Raw genomic sequence first — 14,677 nt, forward strand, 5'->3', positions numbered from 1 at the left:
TTATGTAATAAACTAATTATTTTGTTAAATAAATCTTTTTATTTAAAATTATATATAAAGGAGAATTATAAAATGTTTACTAAAAAAACGAGACTAAAATTAATAAGTTTAATTATTGGAGCTTCTACTTTTAGTGGAATGTACATTCCTACTAACTGTATAGTAGCATCAGCTGAAACCGTTTCAGTAAAAGAAAATAAATCTACTGGGGCTAAAGACTATAATCAATCATTTGAGGATGGATTAGATAATTGGAATGCTAGAGGCAGCGCTATTGTTTCACAAGATTCATCACAACATAAAGATGGAAGTAGTTCATTAAAAGTAACAGGTAGAACAAAAACTTGGGAAGGTCCAGTAAAGGATTTAACTAATGTTCTTACTAAAGGAAAAACTTATCATTTTTCTCTATACATCATGTATAATGATCCAAATGGAGCAAGCAATCAAATTTTTGATTTGAAATTTGCAAATACTGCTGCAGATAAATCAGAAAAATATGTATCTGTTGCAAGTGTTAAAGCTACAAAAGGTAATTGGACAGAAATACAAGGTGATTACACAATACCTTCTGATGCAAACTTATCTAAATACTCATTATATTTAGAATTACCTTATAAATCCAATGATAGTATTACAGCTGCCGAAAAAATTGATTTTTATTTAGATAATGTAGCTATTAAAGAAATAGAAAAAAATTATCAAAAAGATATACCACAATTAAGAAATGTATTTAATGATTATTTCCCAATTGGAACTGCTGTTACTGGAACTGAACTTGATAGTACTGATGTACATTCAGATTTTATCAAATATCAATATAATGCGTTAGTACCAGGTAATTGTATGAAACCTGATGCACTTCAGCCAACTGAAGGAAATTTCAAATGGGATGAAGCAGATAAAGTTGTACAATTTGCTGCTGATAATAACATGTTATTAAGAGGACATACTTTAGTTTGGCACAATCAAACACCTGATTGGTTCTTTCAAGATCCAAGTGATTCAACTAAACCTGCTTCAAGAGAATTGTTATTAAAGAGACTTAAAACACATATAGAAACTGTAATGGCTAGATATAAAGGAAAAGTAGATTATTGGGATGTTGCTAATGAAGTTATATCTGATTCAAATGGTTTAAGAGCTTCTAAGTGGAAATCTATAGTAGGAGATGTTGACGGCGATGGTTATGATAGTGATTATATTGAATTAGCCTTTAAATATGCTCATGAAGCTGATCCAGATGCTAAGTTAATTATAAATGACTATAATGTAGAATGGAATGCTACCAAAAGAGATACTTTATATAATTTAACTAAGAGAATGCTTCAAAAAGGCATTCCAGTAGATGGAGTAGGTCTTCAAATGCATATTAATATGTATTTCCCTGCTGTTTCAACAATCAAAGAAAGTATTGAAAAATTTGCAAGTTTAAAGAGTATTAATCCAAACTTTGCTGTTCAAGTTACAGAATTGGACATGTCAATTTATAGTAGTAGCGGTGAAAGTGAAAAGACATTAAATGATTATATTTTAGATACACAGGCCTCTCAATATAAAGCACTATTTGATATGTTTAAAACTGAAGCTACCAAAGGCAATTTAGGCTTAGTTATGTTATGGGGAAATTCAGATGATGATACGTGGCTAGATAGCTTTCCAGTAGCAGGTAGAAAAGATGCACCATTACTCTTTGATAGATATTTACAAGCTAAACCAGCTTACTATTCAATTGTTGGTCTTCCAAAGCCTACAATACCTGTAACACCACCAACACCTACTGTGACAAAACAAACAGTAAACACAATAAATACAACACCTACAATAGGAGATGTGGTGGATAAAAAATGGCAGATGGCTATACCTTTTTCTGTTAAGACATATGTAACAGGAACAAATGGAGCTACAGCAAAAGTAAAAACTATGTGGGATGCAAATAATTTATATGTTTTCGTAGATGTTACTGATGCAACAGTTGACGACTCAGATACTGTTAATATCTCTTTAGACAACGGTAATAGTGAATATAATAAATATACTGTTAACCGCAACACTAACACTGATACAATAAAAACTACTAAAATAAGCACTGGATATCAAATACAAGCTAAATTACCATTAAGTAATACCCAAGCTGCAATAGGCGCTAAACTAACCTTTGATATGAAAATTAATGATTATGATTCTAATGGAAATTTAAATTCTTCAGTAGTTTGGATTGATAATGTTAGTAAAGACGCCTTAGCATTTAGTAACGGTGGAACATTAGCACTTAGTAAAGAGCCTAAATTAGTAGAAGCTAAAAAAGGCACTCCTACTATTGATGGCAGCATAGATGATATATGGAGCAGTGCTAATGTTATAAGTACAGATGTAATTTTGAAGGATGCAGATACAGCTAAAGCTAATGTTAAATTATTATGGGATGAAAATTATGTTTATGCATTATATGAAGTTACTGATCATACTTTAAATAAAACTGCTGGTAATAAATATGACCAAGATTCCGTTGAAGCATTTATAGATGAAAATAATGCAAAAGCACCATCTTATGATAGCGATGATGCTCAATATAGAGTAAATTATGATAATGAACAAAGTGGTACTGCAAATGGAGCTATAAAGAATGCTTTATTCAAATCAGCAACTAAGCTAACTGATACTGGCTATATGGTAGAAATGGCTATCCCTTTAAATAATAAAGGTTCAATTGATCAAATTATAGGTTTTGATGCACAAGTAAATGATGCAATTGCTGGTGTAAGAAAAGGTGTTAACCTTTGGTGTGATAGCAGCAACAATACTTGGTCAACTATGGTGAATGCAGGTAATGTGTTGTTTGTTAATTCTGCTGATGATTCTAAAGTATTATTAGGGGATGTAAATGATGATGGTAAAATTGATATATTAGATTATATTCAATTACAAAAATATATACTTAATCCTGAAAATGTTATAAATAAAACAAATTCAGATTTAAATGGAGATTCAAAAATTAATACAGCAGATCTTTTCGCATTAAGAAAAATATGTATGAATAATTAGTTATACCTTCTATAAATAATTTTGTGCGATTAAACCAATTCTATGTACTTACAGGTTCTGTGGTTTAATCATATTATAGTAATCAAATTAATTCAAATATAAGCATCCTCAGCATATCCTAAAGAGCATGAATTGTTTATTGATAAAAAACTTCTTCTGCCTAAATATAATTATTTATTTGGATTAGGCAGAAGAAGTTATAACCATCCACTGAAAAATAGTATCATGATCCATTTACTTGCTTCCAACCAGTAAAATTGAAACATTTTTTATAAATAATATTAACTCTCATTAAATTATTTACAAAAAATTCAGGGGTCTATCCATGGCACTGTAAGGTATTGAATAATATCATGGTGCATAAAGGAATATATAAGAACATACTCAAGAGATTTAGAGCTAATATCTTTTAAAAGGGTTAATCAAGAATATCGCATGTTGAATAATGTCGAAAAGATGTTAATATAGAAACATGTCCTTCCTTGAAAACAGCAAACATTCAAAAAATGTTTAATGTTTATAAAAAAATCAAGGAGGCAAATAAAACATATAGAAGGAGAAAAACTAATGAGAAAGAATTTTTTAAAAACAATGGTAACAGCATTTATTGCAGCTACAACAATTGGTAGTTTCTCATCATTAGGAGTATCTGCAGCAACTTTTGATTCAAATACAAACGATTATTACAAAATGATTTCTAATAATCTTTTAAAGACAGGCTGGGTTATGAATAATGGTAATTGGTATTACTTTGATAATTCTGGAATAATGCAGACAGGAGTTATTAAAGTTAATGATAAAACTTATTGCTTAAACTCATCAGGTATAATGGAAACAGGAAATGTTACAGTAAATAACAAAGCGTATGCAACTAATTCAAACGGACAAGTTACTGGAACTAAATCTCCAGTTATTGATAAAGTATTTGATTCAAATAATAATGTAGTAAAAGATAATAATAAAACGTCTACAGTAACCACTTCAAATGATAATCAAAAAACAACAACTAATACTTCAAATGCAGCTAATTCAGTAAATAGCACGAGCACAAATAATGTAGACACTAGTGCAAAAACTTCTACAAACACCGTAAATACAAATTCAGTAGATGTACAGGGGTTACCTAAATTACCTACAAATTATTCTATAACTGTACAAACTTCTGCTGAGCAAAAAATTCTTGAATTAATGAATGCAAAAAGAACAGAAGCAGGGCTACAACCATTAACTATGGATAGCACTTTAGTACAAGTAGCGAGATATAAGAGTAACTATATGATACAAAACAACTTCTTTGACCACACAAATCCAGACGGAACAAAGTGGACAAACTGGTTACAAAAAATAGGTTATAAATATACTTCAACAGGAGAAAATATTGCTTACAATACTAGTAATGCAGTTGAATTATTTAACCAATGGTGGAACTCACCAGGTCATAGAGCAAATATGATGAACTCTTCATATAATAAAGTTGGTATAGGCGTAATTTACGGAAACGGTAAATATATGGGAACACAAACATTCTCAAATTAACAATAATCTATAAAAATTAAAAGGGACTAGTTATAGATTTTATGAAAAAAATAATTAACAAGTCCCAAATATTTAAGCAGCCACTTATATTATGGCTAAGACGACAAAAAGCATTTTCTTGAAATTTAGAAAATGCTTTTTGTTTCTTTATTTATATTTTTTTAAAATTATTTCATTGACTCGATAATGCTATCAGCAATGGCATCCATTGCATCACCATCTTCTTCTTTCATACTAGAATTCACCGACATCTCATTATCTAAAATGGTCATATCTTTCATCTCATCTAAAAGTTCGCGCATTAATTTTCCAGATTGAGGAGCCCATGAACCATTTTCTATAAGAGTAAAAGTACGTTTTTGGAGGTTTAATGATTTCATATCCATTATATAGTCAAGCATTGGTGGATAAATCTTCAAATTGTAGGTTACAGATGCAAGAACTACATGGCTATATTTAAAAGTTTCAGAAATCAAATAAGATACATGAGTTTTTGAAACATCATACATAACTACATTTGTCATTCCCTTTTCCACTAACCTTGTTGCTAAATCTGTGGCAGCTGCTTCTGTATTTCCATACATTGTTGCATACACTATCATTATACCTTTTTCCTCTGGTTCATAACGGCTCCACTTATCATACTTATCTAAAAGATATCCAAAATCATTACGCCATACTGGTCCATGTAGTGGACAAATATACTTAATGGTAAGACCTCCAGCCTTCTTCAAAAGAGCTTGAACATGTGGTCCATACTTACCTACAATGTTTGTATAATATCTTCTGGCATCATCAATCCAATCTCTATCAAAATTTACCTCATCATTAAATAGCTTGCCATCCAAAGCTCCAAAAGAGCCAAAGGCATCAGCAGCAAATAATATACCATCAGTGGTGTCAAAGGTCACCATGGCTTCTGGCCAATGTACCATTGGAGCAGCCACAAAGGCAACATTATGTTTTCCAAAGGACATAGTGTCACCTTCTTTAACCTGTATTATATTTTTTTCTATGTTGAAGCCAAACTGATGCATAAACATGAATGCTTTTTCAGTGCATATAACTTTTACCTTTGGATATCGAAGAACAATCTCTTCAATACATGCTGCATGATCTGGCTCCATATGGTTGATTACCATATAATCTAAAGCTCTATTTTCTAGTACCTCTTTAATATTTTCAAGAAATTGACGACAAATTGACCAATCCACAGTATCAAAAAGTACTGTTTTTTCATCTAAAAGTAAATAGGAATTATATGAAACACCTCTTGGAATAGGGTGAACATTTTCAAAAAGAGCAAGGCGATGATCATTTCCACCAACCCAATAAAGATCTTCTGTTATTTTTCTTACACAATACATAAAATTTACTCCTCCTTCACGCTTAAAACACATTATTATGTTTGTTTATTTTTAAAATCAGACTTCTATAAACATATCTTTTTCTTCACTACAAGCAGGACAAGTCCACTCTTCTGGTATATTTTCAAATAGTGTACCTGGAGCTACTTCGCCTTCAGGATCACCTATGCCAGGATTGTATTCATAACCGCACCCGTTACAAACATAATGCTTCCAAGCTTTAACTGCTTTCTTAGGAATAGCTCTCTTAATTTTCTTCATTGGTGGCGCTTCTTTCTTTGGTTCTCCATTATCTAAAGCAGCAGTAAGTATTGGCAAGATTTCTTTCAAATCTCCAACGATACCGTAGTCTGCGTTCTTAAAAATTTTTGCATTAGGATTAATATTTATAGCTACAATTGTAGAAGCATCTTTTATACCTTTCAAATGCTGACCTGCCCCTGAAATACCACATGCAATATAAAGATTTCCAGTGAACTTTTGGCCAGACATACCTACATAACGATTTAATGGTAAATATTTAAGAGTTTCAGCTACTGGACGTGATGAGCCTATGGCTGCACCAGCTTGAGCTGCTAATTCTTCGATAAAGTGCATATTCTCCTTTTCCCCTATGCCTAGACCTACGCTAACTACCCTTTCAGCCTTACTGATAGGTGTATCTATAGGAATTCCAACTGTGAAATCATAACCATCAGCCTTAAGTGCTTCTACAAGAGCATTAACTTTCTCCTCAGAAGTTCCTTGCTTAAAAATCATATTTTTGCGATAACCTGTAGCAAGTTCACTCTTTGAAACTTTAGCTACTGCCTCATTCTTAGGCATCTTACCAATAATATGAGAAGCAATAACAACACGTTGAATCTCATTAGTTCCTTCATATATTGTACAAATCTTAGCGTCTCTATAAGCACGCTCAACTTCCATACCTTTCAAATATCCACTTCCTCCAAATATTTGAAGAGCATCGTTGACAATTTCAAGACAAGTATCAGAAGCGTATTGTTTTGCCATAGCAGCTTCCATACTATAATTTTCATGATTTTCCTTAAGTTCTGCTGCACTATAAATAAGTAATCTAGCAGCTCTAAGCTTTGTTGCCATATCAGCTAACTTAAAAGAGATTACTTGTTGCTGGCAAATAGGTTTTCCAAATTGAACTCTTTCTTTTGAATATTCAAGTGCATTTTCATAAGCCCCTTGTGCAATGCCAAGAGCTTGGGCCGCAATACCAATACGTCCACCATCTAAGGTTGACATAGCAATTTTGAAGCCGTCTCCCTCTTTACTTAGTAAATTTTCTTTAGGCACTTTTACATCGTTAAAAATCAATTCTGCAGTTGCAGAAGAACGAATTCCCATCTTATCATAATGTTTGCCAAAGGTAAAACCTTCAGAGCCTTTCTCCACAATAAATGCACTTATACCACGAATACCTTTATCTGGTGTAGTAACTGCAAATACAACATAAATATCAGCTTCACCGCCATTGGTTATAAAGATTTTTTCTCCATTTAAGGTGTAATAATCACCTTCTAAAACGGCTGTAGTTTCTGTGCCTCCTGCATCACTGCCAGCGTTTTCCTCAGTAAGGCCAAATGCACCAAGTTTATCTCCCTTCGCTAAGGGAATTAAGTATTTTTGTTTTTGTTCTTCAGTTCCATAGGCGGCAATTGGATATGTTCCTAATGATGTATGAGCAGAAAGAATTACTCCTGTACCACCATCCACTCTCGATAGTTCCTCAACGGCGATTGCATAACTAATTATATCCATACCTGCTCCGCCATACTCTTTTGGATATGGAATTCCCATCATTCCCATGTCGGCTAACTTTTGAACTGCTTCTGAAGGAAACTTGCTTTCTTGATCCAACATAAATGCTATAGGTTTAACTTCCTCTTCAACAAATGCTCTAATTTTCATCCTCAAATTTTCATGTTGTTCTGTAGTTTTAAAAAACATAAATACACCTCCTCATATTGAATACGGTTTTGTAAATACCCTTTTATAAGTTATATAAGGCTACATGCCTTAGTTACAGCAAGCAAAACTTTTTAAAATTAGTGACTCCTAAAATTCTTTTTAAGTTTAAAAACTCTAAGCCTTTTACTTTACTGTATTATCCATATATTCAAATTAATCCTTTAATTGTATACTTAAACCGTATATTTATATAGTATACCTCTTCGGTATACTTTTCAACTTTAATTGAGTCTTTTTTCCAGTATATTCATCGTTAATAGCTTGTACAAGCTTATATTTTAAATCTATAAGGATTTTTTCTCTTATTATCTCTTAAAAACTCTGTTTTTCATTTTGTACAAAAAACTTCTTTTACCTAAATTCCAATTATGTATTTAGGAAGAAGAAGTTTGATTAATTTTCATAAAACATTATTATTTCATTACATAAAAATACCTATAACTAAACACTTTTTCATGTGCTCAGTCTATAGGTATCATTTTATGACAAGCATACTACTCTGTTCTTTTTTTGCTATGCCTGATATTTCCTACAAATATTTAGTAAGTAGAATAATCATAGGAAAAAATTGAATCCAAAACGATATTATACTTTTTCCCATTTTTCTAAGTTTTACCGAAAGAGCAATGCTTATTACACAAACTAATATCACTCCAAATTCAATAAAATCTGAAAATCCCCTTTGTATTTCTTCAAATTGATTTTCATATGATTTATCACTTGCCATAAACACAATATTAGTTATAACATATACTGAAAGATACGCCACTGACAAAATAATATTAAAAAGTATCCCCGCTTTATCAAGCTTACTATATGAGCTTACCCCTTTAATCTGATCGTGAAAACTAGCGTTGGCAACAAACACTATTGCAATAATCGCAAATAAATATATGCTCATTTTCATCACCTACCCTATTTATTATTTCTTTAAGATGCTAATCACAATATTTAGAGTACTTTCCTTAATATAATATTAGCACTATTGATAAATTACCATCTATCAATATTTCTTTTATTTTCAGTTAAAAGTACGTTAAAAATAGTTTATTTTATTGGATAGTATATTAACCTTATCAACTTCTCTTTTTAATACCTATTTAAGCGTATTTAAACCTTAGCATTTTTAACATAAAATGCCTAAATCTCAATATTTCTATTTAGATTTAGACACTTCTTAAATACTCTAAATATTAATTTTTTTATACGTCACTTTCCTAATTTCACCGTATAACTTATTTCATATTATTAGGAATGGCCATTGTTTTAACCTCTATATCGCCTGTACCTGTATATGCTATTAATGTTCTTGAAATTCTTCCACCTGTATTAGCTGAATCATATCTTATATTCATCTTATTTAGTATTTCTTTTATAACAGCTAGATTTTTTTCTCCTACTTTAAAATAATCTTTTACTTCACTATCAATTCCACCAAACAACGATGCTTTAAGATCATACATATTACACTTATATTTTCTTTTCATATCTCTAACCATATTAAAAACAGCTGTATCCGCATATTTGGCTGAATTATAAGAATATGCTTCCTTCCCATTTATACTCTTAGGTAATAAAACATGTGCCATTGCAAGTATTTTTTTATTTACATCATAGATAACTATACCTACACATGTGGACAATGCAAAAGTCTTAACAACATCTTTTTGATTGGCTGATATTATATATTCTCCTATTCCAACTACATATTCCATAAGCATTCTCCGCCAATCTTTATATTATTTTAAATAATCTTACTCACTTCTTATTTACATTATATCCTATAAGCTAACTATATAAAATAAAAAAACTCCACCAAACCTTAATTTTAGAGGAGTTTTTCAATAATTTTCTACTTAATTAAATTTTAAATTTATGTGCCATTTCAATTAATCTTTCGGCCATTTCTGAGGTATCTTTAGCTTGATTAGTAACTTGATCAACTGATGAAGTAGTTTCATTTATGCTTGCAAATATTTCTTCTACGCCAGAGGCTGATTGTTGACTCTTTGAAGAAATATTAATTATGGAATTATTCACATTTGACACATTCTTAGCAATTTCACTAGCTGATACTGATATTTCTTTTGCCATCTTATTAACAGTTTCAGCATCCTGCTCATATTGATTTCCCATTAATTTTATATTTTCATAATCTGGTTTAACCTGATTATCCATAAATACTAATATATCATTAGTATTACTTATGAAATTTTTAATAACAGCTCTTACCTGAACAATATTTTTCTTTATTTCATTAGCAGTTTGTCCTGATTGTTCTGCTAATTTTCTAATTTCTTCTGCAACTACAGCAAAACCTTTACCTGATTCACCAGCACTAGCTGCTTCAATTGACGCATTTAAAGATAATAAATTAGTTTGATTTGCTATTTGTCCAATAGCCTCTGCCATATTATCTATTTCTTTAACTATTTCTATATCATCTATTGCTTTTTTAATCTTACTTTCTTTTTCATTATATAAGTTTATAGCCTTATTTGAAGATGCTTCTGCATTTTCTTTTATCACCATTGCTCTATTCATTATTTCATTTGAATCTACTTCTCTTTCTTTTGCTTTACGATTGAGTTCCTCTGTTAATTTCTCTATTAACATTGTATATGAACTGACCTCTTGAGTTGATGAACTTAACTCTAGACTCGTATTTGAAATTCCTTGAGTTGCTTCATTAATGTTAAGCATTGTAGCAGACATCTCTTCCATTGTTGAAGTTAAAGACTCATTGGACTCTCTCATATCCTCCATATCATTAGTAAGTTGTATTATTAACTTTTTCATATTTCCTATAGCAATATTTAAACCTCTAGACATATAACCTAACTCATCATAATTACTTATTGTAATTTCTTCTGTTAAATTTCCATCTGCTAAATCATTAGCAAAATTTACGACTCGTGTTATTCTCTTTCTTAACCAAATTGCCATAAAAAGTCCTGACGCAATTAATATTACTGCAGAAATTAATATGAAATTGGTTAAAAATTCATATGAATCTTTAAAAACAATTTTGCTTGATTCCGAAGTATTTTTTGCCTCTTCAACATTATCGTCTATAATGATATTTATCTTGCTTACTACTTCCTCTCTTAAAGTAACATATTCAGAGTTATATAATGTAATAGCTTCTTCATAATTGCCATTATCCACATCTTTTAATATCTTTACTCTCAAATCTCTATATTTTGATAATACAGTTTTTACATTTTTATAATCCGTTTCCTCTTTGGTACTCAAAAACGGCATTTTCTCAATTTCTTCAAAAAGCTTATTATTTGAACTTGATAGATTTTCAAGATCTTTTTCTGACTTATTTATATCCCCTTTAAAATTACTATTAATTATATGTTCCATATCTGATAATCCTAAATTTATATTACTTTTTACGGAATACAATTTTTGAAGCCTCAATAAATTAGTGTTATAAATTTGTTCTGTATTAATATTCATTTTATTCATACTTAGTAAACCTACAATACCAACTGCAATTAAAAATAATGTACTTAATAAACTGATTCCAATTAATTTTTGCGATATTTTTACTTTTTTAAACATTTTGTCATTCCTCCATTTACTTCTTAACATTATTTAAAAATATGTTATTTACTATACTTTAATTCTGTTTATATTTACTATTACTTAATAGTGCCATTAAGATAATATTATAACACAAACTTTGTTAAAGTTAAGCTAAATGATAATGCTTCTCATTTTTTACATTTTTTTCAATCTTTTAGCTTGAAATTTTATTTTATTCAATTTTATCATTTTATGTACTTTTTTTAATGTTTTTTATTTGTTTTTGTGAATATTTCTAAATTATTATTTAAACCTTGCTTTATAAATATTAGCATAATATTGTGCAAAAACTTTATATAATTAGCGTAAATTTAAAATTTGAAATTAGATAATATATTGTTTAAATATGCTATAATTTATAATTAACGGTAAATTTAAGATTTATATTTTGTGCATTTACACTTAAAATGATAATTGTAGCAAATTTGTGCAAGAATAGTTGCGAATAAAAGATTTATATTTAGTATGATTAAATTGTGAGGGGATGAAATAAATGGAATGGATTGATAAAATGAATGTTGCACTTGATTATATAGAAGAAAATCTTGTTGGCACAATTGACAATGAACTGATTGCTCAAAAAGCATGCTGCTCTAGTTATAATTTTCAGAGAATATTTTCTTTTATTGCAGATGTTAGTCTCTCTGAATATATAAGGCGAAGAAGATTAACACAAGCAGGTTTTGATTTGCAAAAAACAAACAGCAAAGTACTTGATATTGCTCTTAAATATGGATATGATTCGCCAAGTTCTTTTTCAAGAGCATTTCAGAATCTAAATGGATTGACACCAACTGAAGCAAAGAAAAAAGGTTCAAGCTTAAAATCCTATCCAAAAATCTCTTTCAAAATAACAATCAAAGGAGTGGAAGAAATGAAATATCGTATTGATGAGGACGTTAAAGAAATTAGATTGGCTGGTGTAATGCGACCTATAACAACACTTAACGGAGATAACTTTAAACTGATACCACAAATGTGGGATGATATTTACAAAGATGGTACCTGTGAAAAAATCATGAAATTAGGTAAGAATGCACATACAGAATATTTTGGTGTATGTTGTAATTTCCGCACGGATGAGTTTGATTATATGATAGCTGTAGAATCAGCTTATGAATTACCAGAAGGCTTCGTAGAATTAATTGTACCATCACTTACTTGGGTAAAATTTGAATGTCGAGGTAAACTTCCAGAGGCTCAACAAAGTGTATGGAAAAGAATCTACACTGAATGGTTTCCAACTTCAGGATATGAACATGCAGATGGTCCTGAAATTGAATGGTATTCCAATGAAAACATGGATGGTGATGACTACTTAAGTGAAATATGGATACCCATTAAAAAGGTAAATTAATATGAGTTAAAAGTATAATATAAATTTAATTGAGCAACCATGTTTAGAGTTATAGGTCGGAAAATTCCTCCTATAACTTACTTTAAATAGCCCCAGTTATCTAAAAAAATGACTAATAAATCCAGTATATTAGCCATTTACAATATTCTAATTTATATTCTTTTAATATATTCTCTAATTCAAGTTAAATTAATTAAACATGAAATTAACTATTAAACAAAATTATTGATATTTATATAATTTATTTTTGGATTTTTTGTGTATTATATGCAAAGGCTAATGCATTTGTGTTCTTAATTAGAATATGCATTGCAACAAATGGACCTATTCCGCATAAAAAAGAACCTAACACAATCCATAATAGTATTGATGTTCCATTTTCTGAAAAACTTAAATTATATCGTGGTGCATTTTCAGCTAACCTATTACCAATATTATAATACCAAAACCACGAATAAATTCCTAATGTAATTATAGATAATAAAATAAATTTTAAAAGTCCTCCAGTATTTTTTCCATCTCCATTACATATTGTATTAACATCTTCAGCCAATTTGTAAATAAACCAGTAACTATATATTCCACAAGTTAAAATAGTAAATAATATGTATTTTCCAAGTCCCCTATTTGTGCTAATCATTAAAATTCCCCTTTTCGTATAAATTTAAAAATCTTATAAATAAAACCATTTTCAATATTTATGTTAACAATATCATCTGGATTTAATAATCTAAATATATATATTATTAAAAATATTGTTATCCCAATAGCCACTACATAAATAAATGTTTTATGTGGTATCTTGTCTTTATATAAATATAAAAAAAGGTAAATTATAGGTAAAAAAAACAGTGGATGATAATGGAATGCTCCCCTAATATCTAAATGACCTAAGTGAATCCATGCTCTAGTCATTCCACAACCAGCACATGAAATACCAGTGAAGAATTTAATAGGACATCCAATCCCAACTATATTATAAAAAATATACAATAAAACCATAGCAAGTCCAAATTTAATACATTGATTAATTTTTATATCCTTCATATGATCATTTCCATTCCAAAGCTAATTTATAATTTTCAAAATCAATTATAACCTATTACTTACTATATTACAATATTATATATTTTTACCTATCATTAGACTATATTAGTAAATTAATCTAAAATTAATTTCAAACAAGACTCTATTCGATTTTTTTATACAATTTTTCCATTATTATAAATGGTGGTTGAATTCCAGGTGAAATATACTTCTGTTGCTACTGCTGTTTTCATAGTATCTCTTATTAGGTAATATTATTTTTATATGATAAAAAAATAAGTGATAGTTTTAATTTTTTCTAACATTAAAACTACCACTTATAACATACCAATAAAATTTAGTACTGTATATTTTTATGTTTTTTACACTCTAGGAAGGCCTTTTACAGGCTTATGCCTTTTCCTATTTTTCGCTGGATTATTTGTCTTCGATGGGTTTGATGGCGTATTTTCATCATTATTTGTAATAAATTTATAGTTTGTCATTTTTCTCACCTCTATTATATTTTTTACTTATTATAAGTTTTATATTCATAATATAAGATAAGATATTATTTTATATATTCTTTATAAGTCAAATGGACTGTATATCCAGTATTATCAAATTTATAGTTTGTACTATAATAGTGCATTTTTACTTGAATAATTTTACAGTTGAATAAAAAAACAGATTTTTAGGCTATTTTTAATGACTCAAAAATTTCTTCGATCGGCGTACCGCTTGCGGCAGCATTGTAAATATA

The 14,677-nt window shown here is 29.5% G+C and carries 11 protein-coding genes; 3 read left to right on the plus strand and 8 right to left on the minus strand.

Features of this window, described 5'->3' with window-relative positions; all coding sequences use genetic code 11:
- Positions 1-72 precede the first annotated feature (72 nt).
- Together CLPUN_RS14385 and CLPUN_RS14390 are read left to right on the plus strand one after the other, a co-directional pair.
- Positions 73-3,045: an endo-1,4-beta-xylanase gene (locus CLPUN_RS14385; RefSeq protein WP_158078775.1), complete on the plus strand. Its 2,973-nt coding sequence runs from the start codon at positions 73-75 to the stop codon at positions 3,043-3,045.
- 567 nt (positions 3,046-3,612) lie between these two features.
- Positions 3,613-4,581, plus strand: coding sequence for a CAP domain-containing protein (locus tag CLPUN_RS14390; RefSeq protein ID WP_077847947.1), 969 nt, complete (start codon positions 3,613-3,615; stop codon positions 4,579-4,581).
- Positions 4,582-4,748: 167 nt separating this feature from the next.
- Here CLPUN_RS14390 and CLPUN_RS14395 read toward each other — a convergent pair whose 3' ends face one another.
- The 5 genes from CLPUN_RS14395 to CLPUN_RS14415 form a co-directional block, all read right to left on the minus strand.
- Positions 4,749-5,948, minus strand: coding sequence for an FprA family A-type flavoprotein (locus tag CLPUN_RS14395; protein ID WP_077847948.1), 1,200 nt, complete (start codon positions 5,946-5,948; stop codon positions 4,749-4,751).
- Positions 5,949-6,005: 57 nt separating this feature from the next.
- Complete coding sequence (locus CLPUN_RS14400; RefSeq protein ID WP_077847949.1) at positions 6,006-7,913, minus strand: acyl-CoA dehydrogenase family protein; 1,908 nt, start codon at positions 7,911-7,913, stop codon at positions 6,006-6,008.
- A gap of 550 nt (positions 7,914-8,463) precedes the next feature.
- A complete protein-coding gene (locus CLPUN_RS14405; protein WP_077847950.1) occupies positions 8,464-8,835 on the minus strand; it encodes a hypothetical protein in 372 nt (123 codons plus the stop codon).
- Between the two features lie 334 nt (positions 8,836-9,169).
- Positions 9,170-9,649 carry a chemotaxis protein CheD gene (locus CLPUN_RS14410; RefSeq protein WP_077847951.1) on the minus strand — a complete coding sequence of 160 codons (480 nt, stop codon included), beginning with the start codon at positions 9,647-9,649 and terminating at the stop codon, positions 9,170-9,172.
- Between the two features lie 145 nt (positions 9,650-9,794).
- Positions 9,795-11,507 carry a methyl-accepting chemotaxis protein gene (locus tag CLPUN_RS14415; protein ID WP_077847952.1) on the minus strand — a complete coding sequence of 571 codons (1,713 nt, stop codon included), beginning with the start codon at positions 11,505-11,507 and terminating at the stop codon, positions 9,795-9,797.
- Positions 11,508-12,024: 517 nt separating this feature from the next.
- Here CLPUN_RS14415 and CLPUN_RS14420 point away from each other — a divergent pair.
- Positions 12,025-12,888 carry an AraC family transcriptional regulator gene (locus CLPUN_RS14420; protein WP_077847953.1) on the plus strand — a complete coding sequence of 288 codons (864 nt, stop codon included), beginning with the start codon at positions 12,025-12,027 and terminating at the stop codon, positions 12,886-12,888.
- 241 nt (positions 12,889-13,129) lie between these two features.
- On the opposite strand, the gene CLPUN_RS14425 is transcribed toward CLPUN_RS14420, so the two are convergent.
- The 3 genes from CLPUN_RS14425 to CLPUN_RS29225 form a co-directional block, all read right to left on the minus strand.
- The gene (locus CLPUN_RS14425) at positions 13,130-13,528 is read right to left on the minus strand and encodes a DUF4234 domain-containing protein (RefSeq protein WP_077847954.1); all 399 of its coding nucleotides are present in this window, start codon (positions 13,526-13,528) and stop codon (positions 13,130-13,132) included.
- Positions 13,528-13,935, minus strand: coding sequence for a DUF2752 domain-containing protein (locus CLPUN_RS14430; protein ID WP_077847955.1), 408 nt, complete (start codon positions 13,933-13,935; stop codon positions 13,528-13,530). The genes CLPUN_RS14425 and CLPUN_RS14430 overlap by 1 nt, the downstream gene beginning before the upstream one ends.
- 362 nt (positions 13,936-14,297) lie before the next feature.
- The gene (locus CLPUN_RS29225) at positions 14,298-14,420 is read right to left on the minus strand and encodes a hypothetical protein (RefSeq protein ID WP_278281658.1); all 123 of its coding nucleotides are present in this window, start codon (positions 14,418-14,420) and stop codon (positions 14,298-14,300) included.
- Positions 14,421-14,677: the final 257 nt, after the last annotated feature.

This window comes from Clostridium puniceum, assembly GCF_002006345.1.
Taxonomy (GTDB): Bacteria; Bacillota; Clostridia; order Clostridiales; family Clostridiaceae; genus Clostridium; species Clostridium puniceum.